The sequence below is a fragment of the Nonomuraea purpurea genome (genome assembly GCF_042650645.1).
GTDB classification, from domain to species: Bacteria; Actinomycetota; Actinomycetes; order Streptosporangiales; family Streptosporangiaceae; genus Nonomuraea; species Nonomuraea purpurea.
This window is the reverse complement of record NZ_JBHSBI010000010.1, coordinates 175,399-193,487: the sequence shown is the minus strand read 5'-3', so window position 1 is coordinate 193,487 and position 18,089 is coordinate 175,399. Positions and strand designations below refer to the sequence as shown.

18 protein-coding genes are annotated in these 18,089 nt (G+C 71.5%); 7 read left to right on the top strand and 11 right to left on the bottom strand.

The genetic code is table 11. The features are described from left to right. Nucleotides 1–8: 8 nt before the first annotated feature. From ACFOY2_RS21325 to ACFOY2_RS21315, 3 genes are read left to right on the top strand one after another with little or no spacing between them, the layout of a single operon-like run. Nucleotides 9–404 carry a hypothetical protein gene (locus tag ACFOY2_RS21325; RefSeq protein WP_379529805.1) on the top strand — a complete coding sequence of 132 codons (396 nt, stop codon included), beginning with the start codon at nucleotides 9–11 and terminating at the stop codon, nucleotides 402–404. Nucleotides 405–439: 35 nt separating this feature from the next. Further along, nucleotides 440–934 carry a sigma-70 family RNA polymerase sigma factor gene (locus ACFOY2_RS21320; protein ID WP_379529804.1) on the top strand — a complete coding sequence of 165 codons (495 nt, stop codon included), beginning with the start codon at nucleotides 440–442 and terminating at the stop codon, nucleotides 932–934. Then, a complete protein-coding gene (locus ACFOY2_RS21315; RefSeq protein WP_379529803.1) occupies nucleotides 931–2,841 on the top strand; it encodes a hypothetical protein in 1,911 nt (636 codons plus the stop codon). The genes ACFOY2_RS21320 and ACFOY2_RS21315 overlap by 4 nt, the downstream gene beginning before the upstream one ends. Before the next feature lie 73 nt (nucleotides 2,842–2,914). On the opposite strand, the gene ACFOY2_RS21310 is transcribed toward ACFOY2_RS21315, so the two are convergent. Together ACFOY2_RS21310 and ACFOY2_RS21305 are read right to left on the bottom strand one after the other, a co-directional pair. After that, on the bottom strand, nucleotides 2,915–4,399 hold the full coding sequence (locus ACFOY2_RS21310; protein WP_379529802.1) for a carboxyl transferase domain-containing protein: 1,485 nt from the start codon (nucleotides 4,397–4,399) through the stop codon (nucleotides 2,915–2,917). A gap of 74 nt (nucleotides 4,400–4,473) precedes the next feature. Further along, nucleotides 4,474–5,631 carry a CaiB/BaiF CoA transferase family protein gene (locus ACFOY2_RS21305; RefSeq protein ID WP_379529801.1) on the bottom strand — a complete coding sequence of 386 codons (1,158 nt, stop codon included), beginning with the start codon at nucleotides 5,629–5,631 and terminating at the stop codon, nucleotides 4,474–4,476. A 76-nt stretch (nucleotides 5,632–5,707) separates the two neighbouring features. On the opposite strand from ACFOY2_RS21305, the gene ACFOY2_RS21300 reads away from it, so the two are divergent. After that, entirely contained in the window at nucleotides 5,708–6,268 is a 561-nt protein-coding gene (locus ACFOY2_RS21300; RefSeq protein ID WP_379529800.1) for a uridine kinase family protein, read from the top strand. Here the strand turns inward: ACFOY2_RS21300 and ACFOY2_RS21295 are convergent. Beyond that, nucleotides 6,240–6,917, bottom strand: a complete 678-nt coding sequence (locus ACFOY2_RS21295; RefSeq protein WP_379529799.1) for a histidine phosphatase family protein — start codon at nucleotides 6,915–6,917, stop codon at nucleotides 6,240–6,242. The two genes, ACFOY2_RS21300 and ACFOY2_RS21295, sit on opposite strands and share 29 nt — an antisense overlap. A gap of 270 nt (nucleotides 6,918–7,187) precedes the next feature. Between ACFOY2_RS21295 and ACFOY2_RS21290 the strand changes: the two genes are divergently transcribed. Both ACFOY2_RS21290 and ACFOY2_RS21285 read left to right on the top strand, forming a co-directional pair. Continuing rightward, entirely contained in the window at nucleotides 7,188–7,874 is a 687-nt protein-coding gene (locus ACFOY2_RS21290; protein ID WP_379529798.1) for an amidohydrolase family protein, read from the top strand. Then, nucleotides 7,871–8,599 (top strand): amidohydrolase family protein, encoded by a 729-nt coding sequence (locus tag ACFOY2_RS21285; protein WP_379529797.1) that lies wholly within the window; start codon nucleotides 7,871–7,873, stop codon nucleotides 8,597–8,599. Before ACFOY2_RS21290 ends, ACFOY2_RS21285 begins: the two co-directional genes overlap by 4 nt. Here ACFOY2_RS21285 and ACFOY2_RS21280 read toward each other — a convergent pair. Genes ACFOY2_RS21280 through ACFOY2_RS21260 form a run of 5 tightly spaced genes read right to left on the bottom strand, consistent with a single transcriptional unit; the run spans nucleotide 8,589 to nucleotide 13,692 of the window. After that, nucleotides 8,589–9,485, bottom strand: a complete 897-nt coding sequence (locus ACFOY2_RS21280) for a dihydrodipicolinate synthase family protein (protein WP_379529796.1) — start codon at nucleotides 9,483–9,485, stop codon at nucleotides 8,589–8,591. The genes ACFOY2_RS21285 and ACFOY2_RS21280 overlap by 11 nt on opposite strands. A gap of 14 nt (nucleotides 9,486–9,499) precedes the next feature. After that, nucleotides 9,500–10,366 carry a carbohydrate ABC transporter permease gene (locus ACFOY2_RS21275; RefSeq protein ID WP_379529795.1) on the bottom strand — a complete coding sequence of 289 codons (867 nt, stop codon included), beginning with the start codon at nucleotides 10,364–10,366 and terminating at the stop codon, nucleotides 9,500–9,502. Further along, entirely contained in the window at nucleotides 10,363–11,229 is an 867-nt protein-coding gene (locus ACFOY2_RS21270) for a carbohydrate ABC transporter permease (protein WP_379529794.1), read from the bottom strand. The genes ACFOY2_RS21275 and ACFOY2_RS21270 overlap by 4 nt, the downstream gene beginning before the upstream one ends. A 20-nt stretch (nucleotides 11,230–11,249) precedes the next feature. After that, entirely contained in the window at nucleotides 11,250–12,494 is a 1,245-nt protein-coding gene (locus ACFOY2_RS21265) for an ABC transporter substrate-binding protein (protein WP_379529793.1), read from the bottom strand. A gap of 40 nt (nucleotides 12,495–12,534) precedes the next feature. Beyond that, the gene (locus ACFOY2_RS21260; RefSeq protein WP_379529792.1) at nucleotides 12,535–13,692 is read right to left on the bottom strand and encodes a DegT/DnrJ/EryC1/StrS family aminotransferase; all 1,158 of its coding nucleotides are present in this window, start codon (nucleotides 13,690–13,692) and stop codon (nucleotides 12,535–12,537) included. Between the two features lie 100 nt (nucleotides 13,693–13,792). Between ACFOY2_RS21260 and ACFOY2_RS21255 the strand changes: the two genes are divergently transcribed. After that, on the top strand, nucleotides 13,793–14,998 hold the full coding sequence (locus ACFOY2_RS21255) for a hypothetical protein (RefSeq protein ID WP_379529791.1): 1,206 nt from the start codon (nucleotides 13,793–13,795) through the stop codon (nucleotides 14,996–14,998). A gap of 14 nt (nucleotides 14,999–15,012) precedes the next feature. On the opposite strand, the gene ACFOY2_RS21250 is transcribed toward ACFOY2_RS21255, so the two are convergent. From ACFOY2_RS21250 to ACFOY2_RS21240, 3 genes are all read right to left on the bottom strand, one after another. Next, a complete protein-coding gene (locus tag ACFOY2_RS21250; protein ID WP_379529790.1) occupies nucleotides 15,013–16,068 on the bottom strand; it encodes a dihydrodipicolinate synthase family protein in 1,056 nt (351 codons plus the stop codon). Nucleotides 16,069–16,101: 33 nt separating this feature from the next. Next, nucleotides 16,102–17,109: an NAD-dependent epimerase/dehydratase family protein gene (locus ACFOY2_RS21245; RefSeq protein WP_379529789.1), complete on the bottom strand. Its 1,008-nt coding sequence runs from the start codon at nucleotides 17,107–17,109 to the stop codon at nucleotides 16,102–16,104. Between the two features lie 83 nt (nucleotides 17,110–17,192). After that, nucleotides 17,193–18,080 carry a Gfo/Idh/MocA family protein gene (locus ACFOY2_RS21240; RefSeq protein WP_379529788.1) on the bottom strand — a complete coding sequence of 296 codons (888 nt, stop codon included), beginning with the start codon at nucleotides 18,078–18,080 and terminating at the stop codon, nucleotides 17,193–17,195. Between the last annotated feature and the right edge of the window lie 9 nt (nucleotides 18,081–18,089).

Genomic DNA, 18,089 nt, shown 5'->3' with positions numbered 1-18,089 from the left:
GAGGGCGCTTGAGCGAGGAGATCACGCCGGTCGCCTCCGGCTTCGTCGCCCGCTACGGCGAGCACACGCTGCCCGCCGCCCTCGGCCCCGACAGCGACCAGGTGGTGCTGTTCAGCGAGGAGGAGCTGGAGGGGTTCGAGGCCGCCTCCGGCTACTGGCGACGGCTGGTGCCCAGATCACAGGTGGAGTGGCTGGTGCTGATCCGCACGGTGGGCGCGTTCGGCGGCGAGCCGTGCATCGTGCTCGACGAGGACGAGGACGGGCTGCACATCGCCTACACCGGCCACAGCGGGATGAAGGCCGAGGCGCTGGGCTACTGGATGGTCGACCACGGCGCCTACGAGGTCGTGGTGCCCCGGGAGGAGGTCTTCTCCATCCGGGTCGAAAGGATTCCGGTCCCCTGAGTCAACGGACGCCCGCCTCGGGTGTCTGAAGTGATGTGACCGAAACAGCGACCATGGCGCAGCCGTCGTTCGCCGATCTGTTCTCGGCCCAGTACCAGTCCCTGGTACGACTGGCCGGTCTGCTCGGCGCGGACGACCCCGAGGACATCGCCCAGGAGGCGTTCGCCCGGCTGCACACCAGACGGCTGCGCGACGACGGGGCCGCGCTGGCCTATTTACGCGCGACCGTCTGCAACCTGACCCGCAACCGGCTGCGCCACCTCAGACTCATCCGGCTGCGCCGCCCCGATCCCCCGGAACCGGCCCGCAGCAGCGAGCACGCCTACCTCGTCTCGGAGGAGCACCGCGAGCTGCTCGAAGCCGTCGACCGCCTGCCGCGCCGTCAGCGCGAGGCGATGGTCCTGCGCTACTGGCTGGACCTGTCGGAACGCGAGATCGCCGACGCGATGGGCGTCTCGCCCGGATCGGTGAAGACCCACGCCAGCAGGGCTCTGGCGAGCTTGGGCAAGGCGCTGAAGGAGGACGCGTGAACGATCTGGAGGCGCGGCTGCGGGCCGCGTTCGACGCCCAGGCCCAGACCTTCGAGGCGAGCCCGCACGCGTGGGCCCGCATCCGCGACCGCCGGCCGCACCGGGCGCCGGGCCGCCGGCTGCTGGCCGCGCTGCCGGTGGCGCTGCTGGCCGTGTTCGTTCCCGTCCTGCTCAACGGGGGCCTGGGCAGGAACAGCGCGGCCGACCCCGACACGATCTACCAGCGGCTCATGACCGAAAGGACGGCCGCGGGCGAGTCGGTGACCATCGACAATCCGAGCGAGGGCCGGCCGTTGCGGCTCTGGTTCGCCAGGGCGAAACTGGGCAATCCCGAGCTCTGCTACGTCATGGAACGGGCCGAGGCGGACCCGTACGGGGGCTGCGCTCCGATCGACCTGAACGAGGACACGGCCGTGTGGGTCACGGGCGGCAGCCGGCGCGAGGACGTGCCGACCGCGCTGACCTGGGGGTTGTCCGGCCTGGACGTCGGCGCCGTCACCGGTGTCACCAAGGCCGGGCGGAAGGTCCCCGGCACGCTGATGACGCCGGACGGCGCCCCGTACAAGGTCTGGACCGTAACCTATCCCGCCCAGGACGAACTGTCCTCGGTCGAGTACGCCGACCCCAAGGGGAGGAGTTTCGGGCGGTTCTCCCACGACGTGTTCGTGCCCCCGCAACCCGCCGGTGCGCCCGTGGACCTGCCCGAGGGCGTCTCCGCGCGGCCGTACGCGGAGAAGGACGGGACGGCGCTGTACTGGACGCGCGCCGGGGTCAGTCTCGGCGGGGCGAGACCGAAAACCGAGACCGACCCGGTGACCGCGCTGGTCGGCGATGAGGTGATCACCGGCTTCACCCGCAAGGACGTCGCCAGGATCGAGCTGTCCATCCACGGCGGGGGCACAGCGAACGCCGAAACCCGGCCGGACCCGTGGAACATGAGCATCGGGCTGTTCTCCGCCCTGGCTCCGGCCGGTGACTGGCGCGGCGGCTATCAGATCGTCGCCTATGACGCGGCGGGCAAGGAGGTGTGGCGTCAGAACGAGCCGTCCCGGGTGCCCACGGACGATACCCCCGAGAAGGCGGCGGGAGAGGTCATGACCATCCCCGGCACCGAGGAGTTCGCCGGCGGCCCGATCCGCGCCTGGTTCTCCCCGGTCTCCCCGGCGGACAACGGCATGACGATGCTGTGCCGTTCCGGAGACGCGACACCGGGCCGTCCCCGCTGTGTCGCGGCTCAGCAGGGCTTCATCCCGCAGCAGGCGACCAGCTACCTGCCGGAACCCGGCGCCCAGGTCTATCTGGGCATGGCCTGGGAGGATTATGAGTCGATCGAGGCGGTGCTCGCCGACGGGCGGCGGGTCCGCGCCGAGTTCCTGCGCGGCAAGGACACCCCGGTCCGGATCTGGTACGTCAAGCTCCCGTTCGACGCCGACCTGCTGGCCTTCTCCCGCAAGGTGAAGGGCGAGTCGCAGGAGAAGATCGAACGCTTCGACAAGGGGTGCGACAGGAGGGCCACGATCTCCGAGGCCCCCCGCCTGTCCCTGCCCGCGAACGTCTCCGCCCTGCTGACAGATCGGGGCTGCGTGGCTTTCTGGGAGGGCGGCGAGATCGTGCACTCGCTGCCGGGGCCGCTGCCCGGAGTGAAGCTGAGCCAGTTGTTCGGCCCCGAGCGGAAACTGTGGTACGGCAACGGCAACAACGCCTGGTACGGCTACGCGCCCGCGGGCACGGTCAAGGTGACGGCGACGATGGAGAACGGCGTCACCGTCACGGCCGAGACCACCCCGGACCCGTGGGGGCAGGGCGTGGCGTTCTTCGCCGGGCCGAAGACCGAAGGGGCCGACTTCTCGGCCGGGATGACGATCACCGGCTATGACGCCGACGGCAAGGAGCTGTGGCGGGACTGACCGAGGCCGATCTCAGCCGAGGCTGCGGCAACCGGGGCCGGTTTCGGCCGAGGTCCGGCAGCCAAGGCTGATGTCAGCCGAGGTTGCGGTAGCGGGCCTGGCGGGCCGCGTGGCGGTCGGCCGGGCTCGTCTCCAGCAGGCGGGCGATCTCGTACTCCAGCGCCCGCCCCACCCGCTCGCAGAACTGCCTGGGCTCGTAGGCGGCGTCGGGCAGTTCGGGGATCACCCGGTCGACGATGCCGTCGCGGCGCAGGTCGGTGGCGCGGATGTGCTGGGCCTGGGCGATCTCGGGGGCGAAGTCGACCGAGCGGTAGAGGATGGCGGAGGCGCCCTCGGGCGGCAGCGGCGACAACCAGGCGTGCTGCGCGCACAGCACGCGGTCGGCGGGCAGCAGCGCCAGCGCCGCGCCGCCCGCGCCCTCGCCGAGCAGCAGGCAGACGGTCGGCGCGTCGAGGGTGACCAACTCGGCCAGGCAGCGGGCGATCTCGGCGGCCAGTCCGCCCTCTTCCGCGGCCTTCGACAGGTCGGCCCCTGCGGTGTCGATCACGGTGACGAGCGGCAGGCCCAGCTCGGCGGCCAGCCGCATGCCGCGCCTGGCCACCCGCAGCCCGGCGGGGCCGAGCGGCGAGTTGGTCCGCTGGAGCCGCCGGTCCTGGCCGAGCACGACGGCGGGCGCGGTGCCGAACGTGGCCAGCGACAGCACCAGCCCGGGCTCCTTCTCGCCGACGCCGGTGCCGCTGAGCGGGGTCACGTCGGTGGCGGCGAGCTTGAGCAGCGCGCGCAGCCCGGGCCGGTCGTCGCGGCGCGAGCGGGTGATGGCCTCCCACGCCTCCACGGGCCGCAGGTCCTCTTCAGGGGGCGTGCCTGCCACGATGCCGGACCTGTCGGGGGCGAGCACGGACAGCGCCCTGATCGCCACCTCGCGCGCGTCTTCGGCCGAGACCACCGCGTCGAGCAGGCCGTGGCGGTGAAGGTTCTCGGCGACCTGGACGCCCTCGGGGAACGGGTAGCCGTGCAGCGACTCGAACACCCTCGGCCCCAGGAACCCGATCAGCGCCCCCGGCTCGGCCGCCGTCACCTGCCCGAGCGAGCCCCATGACGCGAACACCCCGCCCGTGGTCGGATGGCGCAGGTAGACCACGTAGGGCAGGCCGGCGGCCCGGTGCGCCTGGATCGCCACGGTGATCTTCACCATCTGGACGAAGGCCAGCGCGCCCTCCTGCATCCGGGTGCCGCCCGAGGCGGGCGCGGCCAGCAGCGGCAGCCGTTCGCGGGTGGCCCGTTCGACCGCGGCCGTCAACCGCTCGGCCGCCGCCACCCCGATCGAGCCCGCCATGAACGAGAACTCGCAGGCCGCGATGGCCACCCTGCGCCCGCCGAGCAGCCCTTCGCCAGTGACGACCGCCTCGTCGTAGCCGGACTTGACCCGGGCCGCGGCCAGCTCGTCGGCGTAGGAGGAGCCGGGCTCGGCCGGATCGACGGGCGGCGCGTCCCACGATTTCCACGACCCCTTGTCGAGGACCGTTTCAATCAGTGTGCGCGCGTCCGGACGGCTCACTATCGCTCCCTAGATGTCAATCAACGTTGCAATGTTGACGCACGAGCGCACCGGTCGGTGCCACCGTCCGCGCTTCATCGCTCACGCTCTTCGAGCCAGGCGAGCACGGCGTCGCCGTCCTGGCCGAGCGCGGGCGGCGCGGTGTGCTCGGCCTCGTCGAGGCCGTCGAAGCGCAGCGGCGGCCCTGGCAGCTCGATGCTGCCCAGCACCGGGTGGTCCACCTGGACGACCAGACCCTGCGAGCGGGTCTGCTCCCACGTGTAGACCTCGTCGATCGACCTGATCGCGCCCGCCGGCACGCCCGCCGCGCCGAGCTCGGCCAGCCAGAAGGCGCGGTCGTGGGCGGCCAGTGCCTTCTCCATGTCGGCGATCAGCTCGTCGCGGTGCGCGAACCGCTGCCGGTTGGTGGCGTATCTCGGCTGGCCGGGGTCGATGCCGAGGAGTGTGGCGACCTTCTTCCACTGTCCGTCGTTGGCGGCGGCGATCTGCAGCATGCCGTCGGCGCAGCGGAAGGAGCCGTAGGGGGCGATGGAGGCGTGGTGGTTGCCTCCCGCGCGGGGCACGGTGCCGCCGACCGTCCAGGCGGTGCCGTGGTAGGAGTGCACGCCGGTGACGGCGGCCAGCAGCGAGGTGCGTACGACCCGGCCTTTGCCGGTGCGTTCGCGCTCGTAGAGGGCGCTTGCCACGCCGTAGGCGCCGTGGATGCCGGCGAGCAGGTCGGAGATGGAGGAGCCGACGCGGTAGGGCTCGTCGGGTGAGGGGCCGGTCAGTGACATCAGGCCCGCCTCGCCCTGGGCGATCTGGTCGTAGCCAGGACGCCCGCCCTCGGGGCCGTCGTGGCCGAAGCCGGTGATGGACAGGATGACCAGGCGCGGGTTGAGCTCGTGCAGGCGCTCGACGGAGAAGCCGAGGCGGTCGAGCACGCCGGTGCGGAAGTTCTCGATGAGGACGTCGCTCTGGCGGACGAGGCGTTCGATGAGCGCTTTGCCTTCGGCGGACTTGAGGTCGATGGCGATGGACTGCTTGTTACGGTTCGCTGCCAGAAAATATGTCGAAATATCGTGATCCGGTCCGACGAATGGCGGCCCCCAGCCGCGCGATTCGTCGCCCCCGTCCGGATGCTCCACCTTGATCACCCGAGCTCCCAGGTCGCCGAGCATTTGCGCGGCGTGCGGCCCGGCCAGGGCCCTGGACAGATCGAGCACGACGATGTCGTCGAGGGGTCCGAGCAAGATCAACCTCCTCCTCGCATTCGGGGCGAAAGAACATTCTCTCAGTTGCCCGTCCCCCTTCCTCTACCCTGGGTCGGTGATTTCGCCGGCCCTCCCTATCAAGGAGCTTGCGCCCTCGTGCGGCCCCGTCAGGCTGGTGGCCGTGGACGGGCCCGCGGGGGCGGGCAAGACCACCTACGCCGACGAGCTGGCGGCGGCGCTGGGCTGCCAGGTCGTGCACAGCGACGACTTCCCCGTGCCATGGGAGGAAGGCCCGGAGGGCTGGTTCGCGGCGCTGGAGTCGCAGGTGATCGTCCCGCTCCGGCACGGGCTGCCGGGAGGTTTCCGCAGGTACGACTGGGTGCGCGGGAGGTACATGGAGCACGTGGACGTCCCCGTCGCACCGGCCCTCGTCATCGAGGGCGTCGGGACGGCCCGCGCCTCGATCGCTCACCTGCTGGCCTACGTCGTCTGGGTGGAGGCCCCCGAGGAGACACGCCTGGCCCGCGTGCTGGAGCGGGACGGGCCCGCGCTGGAACCGCGCTGGCGGGAGTGGTTCGCGCTGGAACGGGCGTGGTTCGCCGCGGACCGCACCCGCGAGCGGGCCGACCTGATCGTCGAGACGGCGGCTACGGGCCGAGATGGGCCACGTCGTTGAAGCGCATGAGCTCGAACCGCCCGACGTCGCCGCGCCAGAGGGAGAAGGAGGCGTTCAGCACGGGGGCGAACGCGAGCACCTCGGCCAGTTCCGCGTCGGGGCGGCCGGCCATGACGTGCCGCAGCGCCAGCACCACCGAGTCGTGGGCGACGATCAGCACCCGCCGGCCGTCTGCCGGCCGCTCCAGATCGGACAGGCAGTCGCGCAGGCGGACCACGACGTCTCCCAGCGACTCGCCGCCCGGCGGCCTGTAGGCGTAGGCGCCCTCGGCCTCCCGCCGCGCCAGCTCCTGCGGGAACCGCTCCCTGATCGCCGCCAGGTTGTAGCGCGCGAACGCCCCGGCCTCCTGGTCTCTGAGCCGATCATCGACGGTGACGGGCAGCGGCGCCGCGCCCCACGTCCGCTGGGCGTGCTGCCAGGTTTCGAGCGCACGCAGGTAGGGCGAGCACCAGACCAGGTCGGGCGCCTGGCCGCCGGGCAGACTCGCCAGCAGCCGTCCAAGGGCCTCGGCCTGCGTCCTGCCCAGCTCGGTCAGCCTCACCTCGTCATCGCTGTACTCGTAGACCAGCGGTTTCTCAGCCGCCTGCTGGAAGGCGAGGTTGGCCGCGCTTTCCCCATGTCGTACGGCGGCGATCAGGTCCGGTCCCATGTCGCCATCTTCACACCATTCTGGAGCACCTTCGCAAGGGCCTCGGCAATGTCGCCGGCGGCCTCGCATTCATTGCTGATTGATTTTGGTCCAGACCGTAACTTTCTCAGGAGCTTTCGCCGATGACATGATGTGCGGCATGGCGATTGAGGATCGGACCGGTATGCCGTTCGACGCCTGGCGGCTGATCGGCGGGCTGGAGGTGGCCCTGGACGTGGACGTGCTGTTCGGGGCCCGGACCGCGACGGGCCGACCGGCTCACCGGAGTCGGTGCTGGGCGTGCTGGACGGGCACCGGATCAGGGCGGCGGCGGTGGCCAGCCTGCGGGCCGCGCTGTTCGACGTGCGTTCTGGCAACGACGAGCTGCTCGCGCACGAGGCTCGGGAGGTCGTCCCCGTCGGGGCCGTGGACCTGCGCGACCCCGTCGGCACGGGGCGCGAGCTGGAACGGCTGGTGGCGGCCGGGGTTCGGGCGATCCGGCTGTTCCCCGACGAGCAGGGGGTCGAGGCGGGGTTCCCGTCCGTACGGCACGTCGCGCGGCGGGCGGCCCTGCTCGGCCTGACGGTGCTCACCGGCGGTGACGTCCGCAGGTTCTGGCAGCCCTTCGCCGGGCTGGGCGCCACCGTGGTCTTCCTCGACACACACTTCTACCACCTGGGCGACTTCCTGGTGGCGGCCGCGGACGAGCCGGGCTTCCACACCTCCACCCGCCTGCTCAACTCCCCCGACGCGCTGGAGCTGGCCGCCGCCGAGGTCGGCGCCGATCGGCTGCTGTACGGCTCACGCGCCCCGCACTACGAACCCCTGGTGCCCCTGCTGCGGCTGGCGACCGGCGGCCTGAAGCCGGAGGAGGTCGCGGCGGTGGCGGGCGGCAACGCGATCCGCCTCCTGACCGGCGACCAGGTGGCGAAGGCCGGGGATCCGGCGGGCGGCCAGGCAGGGAGGACGCGGTCGTGATCATCGATGTGCACGCCCACTGGGGCCCGTGGTTCTTCACCATGGACGTGGCCGAAGCCAACCTCGCCACCATGGACCGCTACGGCATCGACCGGGCGATCGTCTCGGCCACCGAGGCCGTCATCTACGACGCCCCCTCGGGCAACCGCGCCCTGGCCGCCTACCTGGAGACGCAGGACCGCCTGCTCGGTTACGTCACGGTCAACCCGCGCCGGCTGCGCGAGGCGGAGCAGGACCTGGCGGCGTACCTGCCGGGCGGCCGGTTCGTCGGCGTGAAGATCCACACCGACTACACGGGTTCACCGGTCGGCTCCGACCGCCTGCGCGAGGCGCTCACGCTGGTGGCCGCGACCGGAAGGCCGGCGCTGGTCCACACCTGGGGTTCCTCGGTGCTCACCCTGGCCGAGGTCTGCCTGGACGTCCCCGGCCTGAGGGTGATCGCCGGGCACATGGGCGCCGACGGGTTCCGGCACGCCATCGAGGCCGCGCACGCCTGCGACCGCCTCTATCTGGAGCCCTGCTGGTCGCACGCCCCCGCGGGCCGCATCGCCGAGGTGGTGGCGGCCGTGGACGCGGCGCAGCTCCTGTTCGGCACCGACGCGACGCTGATCGACCCGTCCTCGGCGTTCGGCGCGGTCGCGGCGGCGGAGCTCACCGGCGAGACGGCCGAGCGGGTCGCCTGGCGCAACGCCGCGACCCTCTTCGGTATCCCCTTCAGCGGGTGATGGCGACCACTCCGGCCCGCTCCTCCTCGGGCAGGGGCGGGCCGTAAGGGTCGTGGGCGTGGGAGCCGGGCACACGGCCCTCGGCGGCGGCCAGCCAGAGCATGCGCTGCACGTACCCCTCCATCGGTTCGGTGAAGGTGACCTGGGCCAGCCGCTCCAGCCGCCCCGACGCCTCCTCGAACGCCCGCAGGTCCTTGCCCGCGTAAGCCTCCAGAACGGCGGCCGTCACGCCGACGCTCGCCGCGGCGATGCCGACCAGGGCCGCTTCGGCGCCCCAGAGCAGGGACGGCCCGAACATGCGGTCCTCGCCGGTGATGGCCAGCCGGTCCGCCTGCCGGGTGAGCGTGATGGCGCGCTGGCAGCCCATCGCGTCCGACAGCAGGGCCGTCTTGAGCCCCGCGACGCCGGGATGCGCCAGGAGGTCGCGCAGCGTGCCGGTCGGGCACGGCCGGGTGTAGAGGTCGAAGGCGATCATGGGCAGGCGGGCCGCCCGCCACACCTGCTCGTGCAGCGCCAGGCGGTCGCCGTCGGAGGGGAAGACGAGCACGCCGTCCGCGCCGAGCTCGGCCGCCACCCGCGCCTGCGCCACCGTGCCGGAAGGACCGGACGAACCCGCAGGAGGGCCGCCGCCTACGCCGACCAGCACCGGGACGCCCAGGGCGAGCGCGCGTTCGATGACGCCCGCCCGGACGTCAGGGGCGAGGTAGGGGCCTCGGCCGGTGTGGGCGAGTACGGCCAGGCCGGTGGCGCCGTCGGCCACCAGACCGGCGAGGTAGCGGGAGACCACGTCGAGGTCCACCTCGCCGGCCGTCGTCATGGGGGTGGCCGCGGCGGCGATCAGCGCACCGCGGAGCCGGTCACGAAGGTTTCGTACAGCGATGTCCACCCGTAAGACCCTATTTATTTCAGGCCGGTCATCGCGATGCTGTTGACCAGGTAGCGCTGCAGCAGGAAGAACACCAGCAGGCACGGCAGCACCGACACGGCCGCCGACGCCATGAGCATCGACAGCTGCATCTCCTCGGTGCGCAGCGTGGTCAGCCCCACGGTCAGCGTCCGGGTGGCGTCGCTCTGCCCGACGACCAGCGGCCACAGGAAGTCGTTCCAGTGCCACAGGAACACGAACACGCCGAGCGTCGCCAGGATCGGCTTGGTGAGCGGCAGCACGATCGTCCAGTAGACCCGCCATTCCGAGGCGCCGTCGACCTTGGCCGCGTCGAACAGTTCGTCGGGCAGCCCCAGGATGAACTGCCGCATCAGGAAGACGGCCTGCGAGTTCGCCAGCGTCGGCACGATGAGGCCCCAGAACGTGTCCACCCCGCCCAAGCTGTTGACCAGCACGAACGTCGGGATGAGCGTGGCCTGGAAGGGCACCATCATGGTGGCCAGGAACGTCCAGAACATGGCCTCGCGCCCGGGGAAGCGCTTCTTGGCGAAGGCGTACCCGGCCATGGACGAGGTGAGCAGGATGATCACCACGGAGACCACGGAGTACACCAGCGAGTTGACCGTCCATGTGACGAATCCCGACGACGACAACACCCGCGTGATGTTGTCGAGCGTGAGCGAGTCCGGCCACTGCAGGGGCACGGTCGGGCGGCCCGCGGGCGACAGCGCCACGATGACCATCGCCGCGAACGGGCTGACGGTCAGCACCGACAGCACGGCGAGCAGGGCCGCCGGCGGCCACGTGCCCCGCCACCGCCGGCGTCGGGCTTCGCGGGTCTGCGGCGTCCGGGTGGCGGGCCGGGACGCGGTGATCGTCATGTGTTCCCCCGATCCAGGAAGCGCCGCTGGATCAGCGACACGACCAGCACGATGGCGAACAGCACCATGCCCCACGTGGCGGCGTAGCCGAAGTCGAAGGAGCGGAAGCCGTGGTCGTAGATGCCGTAGATGAGGGTGTAGGTGGCCCTGACCGGGCCGCCGCCGGTCATCACGTACACGGTGTCGAAAGTCTGGAACGCGCTGATCGTCTCGATCACCACGACGAAGAAGATCGTGGGTTTGAGCAGCGGCAGCGTGATCCTGCGGAAGCGCTGCCAGGAGCTGGCCCCGTCGACCGTGGCGGCCTCCAGGTAGGAGGACGGGATCGACTTCAGCCCGGCCAGCAGGATCAGCATCGAGTAGCCGAACCCCTTCCACACCGACACCACGGCCAGCGCGGGCAGGACCACGGCCGTCTGTTCGAGGAACCCCACCGGGCCGAGGTCGATCTTGGCGAGCAGGCCGTTGATCAGCCCGTCGAACTCGTAGATCCAGCGCCAGATGATGCCCGCCAGCACGAAGCTCGTCACGTACGGCAGGAAGAGCATGCCGCGGAACAGCCCGCGCATGAAGACCACCTGGTTGAGCAGCAACGCCGTGCCGAGCGCCACGAGCAGGGTGAGCGGCACGTAGACGGCGGCGTACACGAGCGTGACCCGCAGGCTCAACCAGAAGTTCACGTCGTCGAGCAGCCGGGCGTAGTTGTCCGCGCCGATGAGGTCCCATTCGCCGCCGATGTTCCAGTTGGTCAGGCTCATCCCGGCCGCGCCCAGCGAAGGGAAGATCCGGAAGATCAGGAACAGGACGAGCACGGGCAGCACGAACAGCAGGCCGGTGACCGGGTCACGCAGGCGTTGACGCACCAGGTGTTTCCTTTCCTACCTCAGCCGCCGCTGCCGAGCAGCTCGGCGGCCTCCTTGGCGGCCGCGTCGAGCGCGGTCTTGGCGTCTTCCTTGCCGAGCAGCGCCGCCTGGATGTGCGGGCCGATGACGCCCATGACCTGACGGGCCTTGGGGTGGGTGTCGCCGGGGTAGAGGTACTGCAGGGACTTGGCGAACTCCTTGGACGACTCCGTCTGGCCCGGCACGGTCACGTCCGTGCGCGCGGGGAAGAAGCCCGACTCCTTGGCCAGTTCGGCGCTCACCGCGGGCGAGGCCAGGTAGCCGGCGAGCTTCTTGGCCGCCTCCTTCTTCTCGGAGTGCTTGGCCAGCACCAGGGCGCCGGGGATGCCGAAGGCGACCCGCTTGGCCCCTTCGAGCGGCAGGCCGATGCCGACGTTCTCGGCGCCGATGGCGCCGACGAGCTGGTCGGCCTGGGCGGCGCTGCCCGCGTGGTACATGGCGGTCTTGCCGGCGGCCAGGGCGCCGCCCTCGATGTCGTTGCCCTTGCTGGCGGCGTTCCCCGGCAGGCCGCCGGCGGCCTTCAGATCGAGCAGGAGTTGCAGGCTGGCGATGCCCTCCTGGCTGTTGAAGGCGACGCTCTTGCCGTCGGGGGCGAAGACGGAGCCGCCGTTGGCCCACAGGATGGGGTAGAAGCTCTGGTTCAGGCTGACCTCGGGCTTGCCGGGGTAGTCGAGTACGGCGACCTGCTTGGCGGCCAGCTTGGGCGCGGCCGCCTTCAGCTCGGCCAGCGTCTGCGGCGCCTTGTCGACGCCTGCCTCGGCGAACAGCTTCTTGTTGTAGATAGGAGCGGTGATCGTCTGATAAATCGGGACGCCGTAGAGTTTGCCGTCAGTGGTGAGCGAGGTGAGGGCGTTCGGCAGGTAGGCGGCCTTGTCGGCGGCGACGACGTCGTCCACCGCCTCGACCGTGCCCTGCCGGACGTACTGCGGGATCTGGTCGGGACCGAGCACCACCAGATCGAAGCCCTTGCGCGAGACCAGCGCGGTGGTGACCTTCTCCTGGCGGCCCTCCCAGGGCTGCAGGTCGAGCTTGACGTCGATCGCGGGGTTGGCGGCCTCGAAGTCCTTCTCCACCTTGCCCCAGAACGCCTGGCTCTTGGCCTGGTCTCCGATGACGGGATACATCCACAAGGTCACGGTGCTCTTGTCCGAGCCGCTGCCGGCTCCGCACCCGGCGGCCGCGAGGCTCAGGGCGGCCACGACGCCGACTGCCGCTGCCTTCTTCATCGGCGGCTTCCTTTCGACTAATACCGGTCCTGACCGAAACCTAATGAGCGCGTCTTGGCCGGGTCAATCCCTGATACAGGACCGTGATTTCGGCGGCGATCAGCTCGACGTGCGCGGCCGTGTAGTTCTCGTTCCAGTCGATGACCAGCAGCGTGCGGTCCACCATGCGCTCGGCCTGCGGGCAGGGGTTCGGGCGGTAGCCGTCCAGGGGGTAACGGGAGGTGCCGTAGACGGCGGCGTCCCACACCGGCGCCCTGTTCAGCGGCTCCGCGAGGTAACCGGCCCGCGCCGGGATCCCGGCCTTGGCCAGGTGGGCGGCCAGCTCGGGCGCGTCGCCGTCCTGGCACACGATCGGGAAGAGCCACCAGGCGTGGCCGTCCTGGCGCGGCAGCCGTAGCCGGGCAAGGCCCTTGAGCGCGTCGATGAGCTGTGCGGCGGTGCGGCGGCGGGCGGCGACCACGCCGGGGAGCTTGGCGAGCTGGGCGCGGGCCACGGCGGCCTGGAGCTCGGTCATGCGGTAGTTGAGAGCGAAGGCGGCGTGCGAACGTCCGGACGCGCGGTCCCAGCCCTTGTCCGAGAAGAGCCGCATCCGCCCGGCCAGCTCGTCGTCGTCGGTGATCGCCACCCCGCCGTCACCGCACGTGATGTGTTTCCACTGCTGGAGGCTGAGGCAGCCGACCTGTCCCGCCGTGCCGGCGAGCCGGCCGCCCGGCAGCTCGGTCAGCCAGGCCTGCGCGCAGTCCTCGATCAGCGTCAGGCCGTGCTCGTCGGCGAGCGCGCGCAGTTCCGCGACCCTGGCGGGCGCGCCGAACAGGTGAACCGCCATGATCGCTTTCGTCCGTGGCCCGATGAGCGCGGCCACCGAGCCGGGGTCGAGATTGCCGTCGCGGGGATCGACATCGGCGAAGACAGGGACGGCGTTCTGCGCCAAGATGGGGGCCACGGTCCCGAAATCCGTGATCGGCGTCGTGATGATCTCGTCCCCGGGGTCCGGCGCGGCCGCGACGACCGACAGATGGAGGGCCGCGGTGCCGGAGCTGCAGGTGATCGCGTGGCGGGTGCCGTACAGGCGGGCGATCTCACGCTCCAGCGCCCGCGCCTCGGTCCCCCAGACGGAGTTGAGCATGCCCGAGCGGATCACCCGCTCGGCGGCGGCCACCTCCTCGTCGCCGAGCGTGCGGCCGTCCGGTTCTGCCATGGAAGGAAACTTCACCGGGCACCTCACAAGATATAATTGCGGCCTTGACCGAAATAAGCGACCGAAATAAGCGACCGAAATGAGCGAAAGGGAGGCGTGGGTGGGAATCGTCATCGGGGTCGTCGGCCCGCACGACCTGGTCGACGACGTGGCGGCCGTCTGCGAGGAGCAGCCGGGCCTCAGCACGCTGCGCCTCGACTACGACCATGAGTCGCAGGCGCCCGCGATCGTCGAGGCGCACGCCGCCTCCGTCGAGGGATGGTTGTTCACCGGCATCGTGCCCTACATGCTCTCCCGCGACGCCGACGCCCTCACCCGCCCCGCGGCGTTCGTCGACTACTCCGGCGCGACGCTGCTCAGCGCCCTGGTACGCCTCCAGCACCAGGGCCAGGACGTCACCCGGCTGTCGATCGACACCCTGCCGGCCGCCGACGTCGCCGCCACCTTCGCCGAGGCGGGGCTGCCGACCGCCGACCTGCGCACGCTGCCGTACCGGCCGGAGGTGACCTCCAAGAAGGCCGTCGCCTTCCACCGCAAGGGCCCCGCGCACGCGGTGATCACCTGTCTGAGCTCCGTGCACGAGGCCCTGCGCGACGAATTCCACGTCCTGCGCCTGGTGCCCTCCGTCCACTCGGTACGCGTGGCGCTGCGCCAGCTCATGCTGACCGCCGAGGGCCAGGCGCAGGAGGACGCCCAGATCGCGCTCGGGCTCATCGAGGTGGCCAACGAGGAGGGGCTGCTGCGCGAGGCCACGGCGCTGGGCGGCACCGTGGCGGCCTTCCGCGGCGGCACCCACCTGCTGGTGACCACCCGGGGCCCGCTGCACGACGCCACGGGCGGCTTCACCGGGCTGCCCATGCTGGCCCGGCTGGCCGGCCAGAACGACGTGGTCAGGGTCGGTTTCGGCCTGGGCCGCAGCGCGGCGGAGGCCGAGAGCCTGGCCCGCCGCGCCCTGGCCAGGGCCCGCCGCATCGGCGAGGTCGCCGCCGTGTTGTCGCTGCGGGCCGACACCGACATCGTCCTGGAGTCGGTCGTCCCCGCCTCCACGGCGACGCAGAGCCTGTCGGTCATCGCCCGCCGCGTCGGGCTGTCGGTGCCCACGCTGGAGAAGCTCCTGGAGGCGCGGGCCGCCGCCGGCGAGGAGCCGCTGACGACGCGCGAGATCGCCGACCGGCTGGCCGTCCAGCAGCGCACGGCCCGCCGGATGCTGCACCGGCTGGAGCTCGCGGGGCTCGCGGAGCGCACCGGCAACCTGACCAGCGGCTCCAGCGGGCGCCCGCTGACCCTCTACCGCCTCACGCTCTGACCGGCGCACGAGAGTCAGGACAACCAGCGGTCGAGCCCGGCCGAGACGAAGTCGTCGTCCCGAAGCCACGGGTAGGCCCCCCAGATCCGGTCGATCTCCGCGAGCTGCCCGGGAGACAGCTCCTCCTCGGGGTCGAGGCACCACCGCCCGGCCAGCAGCCCCTGCCGCCGCAGCACCTCGTGGATGCCGGGAATGCACCCGTGGAAGCCGTTCGCGGAGTCGAAGATGGCCGCGTTGGCGTCCGTCAGGTGCCCGTCGAGGGTGAGCAGCCGCCGTACCGTCGCGTCGTCACCGCCGCGGGCGAGCTTGGCCTGTTCCAGCAGTTCGACGGCCCGGCGCACCCACACCGCCCACTGTCCGAGCAGGCCGCCGACGAACTCGACCTCCACCTCGCGCCCGTCCACCACCACCCGGTGCGGTGTGATGAGGTCGGCCAGGATGTGGTCGTCGTTGCCGGTGTAGAGGGCCACCTCGCCGACCCGTCCCGCCCGTACGACGCCGTGCAGCACGTCGAGGGTGCGGTAGCGGTCGAAGGGGGCGACCTTGATGCCGGCCACGGACTCCACGGCCGCCAAACGTGTCCAGAAATCTCGCGACAAAGGCCGGCCGCCCACCGCCGGCTGGAGATAGAAGCCGACCACCGGCAGCACCTCGCCGACCGCCCTGGCCCGCTCGATGAGCGCGTTCTCGTCCAGCTCCCGGTACGGGCTCAGCAGCACCATGTGGTACCCGAGCGACCTGGCCAGCTCCGCCTCCGCCACCGCCTGGGAGGTGGGCCCGGTCGCGCCGGCCACCAGCACCACCTCGCGCTCGGACTCCCCGGCGGTGCGCGCCACCAGTTCCAGCACGGGCGGCAGCAGTCCCGTGCCGTGGATGGCGAACTGCGTCGTGTGCACCCCCACCGCCAGCCCGCCCGCGCCCGCCTCGACGTAGTAGCGGGTCAGCGCCCGCTGGCGGCGTTCGTCCAGCTTCCTGTCCTCGGTGAGCGCGAGCGGGTGCGCCGGGATCACCAGGCCGCGCCTGAACAGGTCGCGTACCGACGTCTGCGCCTCCGGAGCGGTGCTGAGCACGTGAGGTCCCCCCTTGGTCGTTGGTGTGGCTGATCAGAACCGGCCGTCGCGGCGTTCGAACTTGGTGGGCTTGCCGAGCAGCGGACCGCCCCGCGCCACCCACCGCGCCGTGTGCTCGATGAGCTCGGCGGGCGTCAGCTCCGGGTAGCCGAACAGGCGGTGGCAGCGCCCCGCGTTCGACAGCAGCGCGGTCGGCGCCTCCTGCCCGGTGAACACCGGCTCCTTGCCCAGCGCCGCGCCGAGGTCCAACGCGACCCGCCACACCGACAGCAACTCGGGCCCCGTCACGTTGAGCACGTACGGCGGCGCGCAGGCCAGCGCGAGCGAGCGCAGCGCGACCTCGTTCGCGTAGCCCTGCCAGACCACGTTCACCTGCCCGGTGGACAGGTCGACCGGCTCCCCCGCGAGGATCTTCTGGGCCAGGTCGACGAGCACGCCGTAGCGCAGCTCGACCGCGTAGTTGAGGCGGATGAGCGACATCGGCGTGCCGTGGGTCTCGCTGAAGTGCGTCAGCACCCGCTCGCGGCCCAGGCAGCTCATGGCGTAGTCGCCCACCGGGCCCGTCGGGGAGCCCTCCGTGCTGCCGCCGCCGGTGACGGGGACGAGCGGGTAGACGTTCCCGGTGGACAGGGCGGCGATCCTGCTGTGCCTGAACCGGTCGGCGACCCGTCCTGGCAGGTAGGCGTTGGTGAACCAGGTGGCGTGCTCGCGCCCCTGGGTGCCGAACTTGGCGCCGACCAGGAAGACCACGTTCGGTGCCTCCGGCAGCTCGCGCAGCGCCCGCTCGTCGGAGGCGTCGGCGGCCACCACCGTCGCGCCGAGCTCGGCGAGCGAGTCGGCCAGCCCCGGTTCGGAGAAGCGCGAGACGGCGATGATCCGCCGGTCCCCGTTGGTGGCGTTGAGTGCCAGCCGTACCAGGCTGGGGCCCAGTTTGCCGCCGGCGCCCAGGATCAGAATGTCGCCGTCGAGGCCGCCGAGATCGTCCACGAGCCCGGCGCTCGGACGCGCCAGCCGTTCCTCGAGTTCCGCTGTCGTGCGCACGCGGGTTTCTCCTCCGTCTCCCAGTTACGGTCCAGACCGTAACTGGGACAGACTTCGGCTGTCAACGGGTACGCACAACTGCGTCAGGTCACCTCGCGGGCGGTCACCAGCACGTCGAGGATGGCCCTGGTCTCCGCCCAGGGCACCGGGCTGGGCGCGCCGTCGCGCACCATGGCCAGGAACGCCTCGATGGTCCCCTCGTAGCCCAGCCCCACGAGCGGATCGTCGCCGCTCTCGATCGCGATCGTCCGCGAGCCGTCCCGCCCGTGCACGGTGACGACGTAGGACTCGTCCTCGGTGACGCCGAGGATCTCCACCGTCCCCGTGACGCCGCTCCCCCACCGCAGCGCCATCACGCCGGTGTCCTCGGAACGCAGGCCCTGATAGTGCCGTTTGGCCCCGGCGGCGCCCACCAGCCGCACGTCCGGGCCGAGCAGCGCGACCAGCAGCTCCACGCCGTGGACGCCCATGGTCACCATCGTTCCGCCGCCCTGGCCCGGCGTGTCCTGCCAGGCGTTGTAGCCGCCGGCCCACAACCCCACGTCATGCCGTACGGTGGCCCGCACGGCCAGCACCTCCCCGGGATCGATCCGGACGCCCGCGAACGCGGGGGCGAACCTCAGCACCGAACTCGACAACACCCGCTCGTGGATCGCCAGCCGGTCGAGGGCCTCAAGCTGGTCCCTGCTGGCGGCGGCCGGCTTGTTCACGAAACACGGCACGCCGCTCTCCAGCACCCGCGCCAGGGCCTCGGGCACCTGCGGATTGGGCACGGTCAGCACCACGCCGTCCGGCCGGGCGGCCAGCGCGTCGCCGAGACTGCCGGCCACCTTCGCCGCCGGGTGCTCCTCGGTGAAGCGCCGCAACCGCTCGGGATCCTGCTCCCACACCACGAGCTCGGCGTGGCGGGTCAGGGTGCGGGCGTCGGTGTAGGGATGGCTGGTGGCCAGCCCCGCCAGGACAACGCGCATGAACGTGGC

Excerpts from the sequence above, each read along its gene's own strand:
- ACFOY2_RS21295 (WP_379529799.1), bottom strand. The coding sequence starts at position 6,917 with ATGGGACCGGACCTGATCGCCGCCGTACGACATGGGGAAAGCGCGGCC.
- ACFOY2_RS21275 (WP_379529795.1), bottom strand. The coding sequence starts at position 10,366 with ATGACGATCACCGCGTCCCGGCCCGCCACCCGGACGCCGCAGACCCGC.
- ACFOY2_RS21265 (WP_379529793.1), bottom strand. The coding sequence starts at position 12,494 with ATGAAGAAGGCAGCGGCAGTCGGCGTCGTGGCCGCCCTGAGCCTCGCG.
- ACFOY2_RS21260 (WP_379529792.1), bottom strand. The coding sequence starts at position 13,692 with ATGGCAGAACCGGACGGCCGCACGCTCGGCGACGAGGAGGTGGCCGCC.
- ACFOY2_RS21240 (WP_379529788.1), bottom strand. The coding sequence starts at position 18,080 with ATGCGCGTTGTCCTGGCGGGGCTGGCCACCAGCCATCCCTACACCGAC.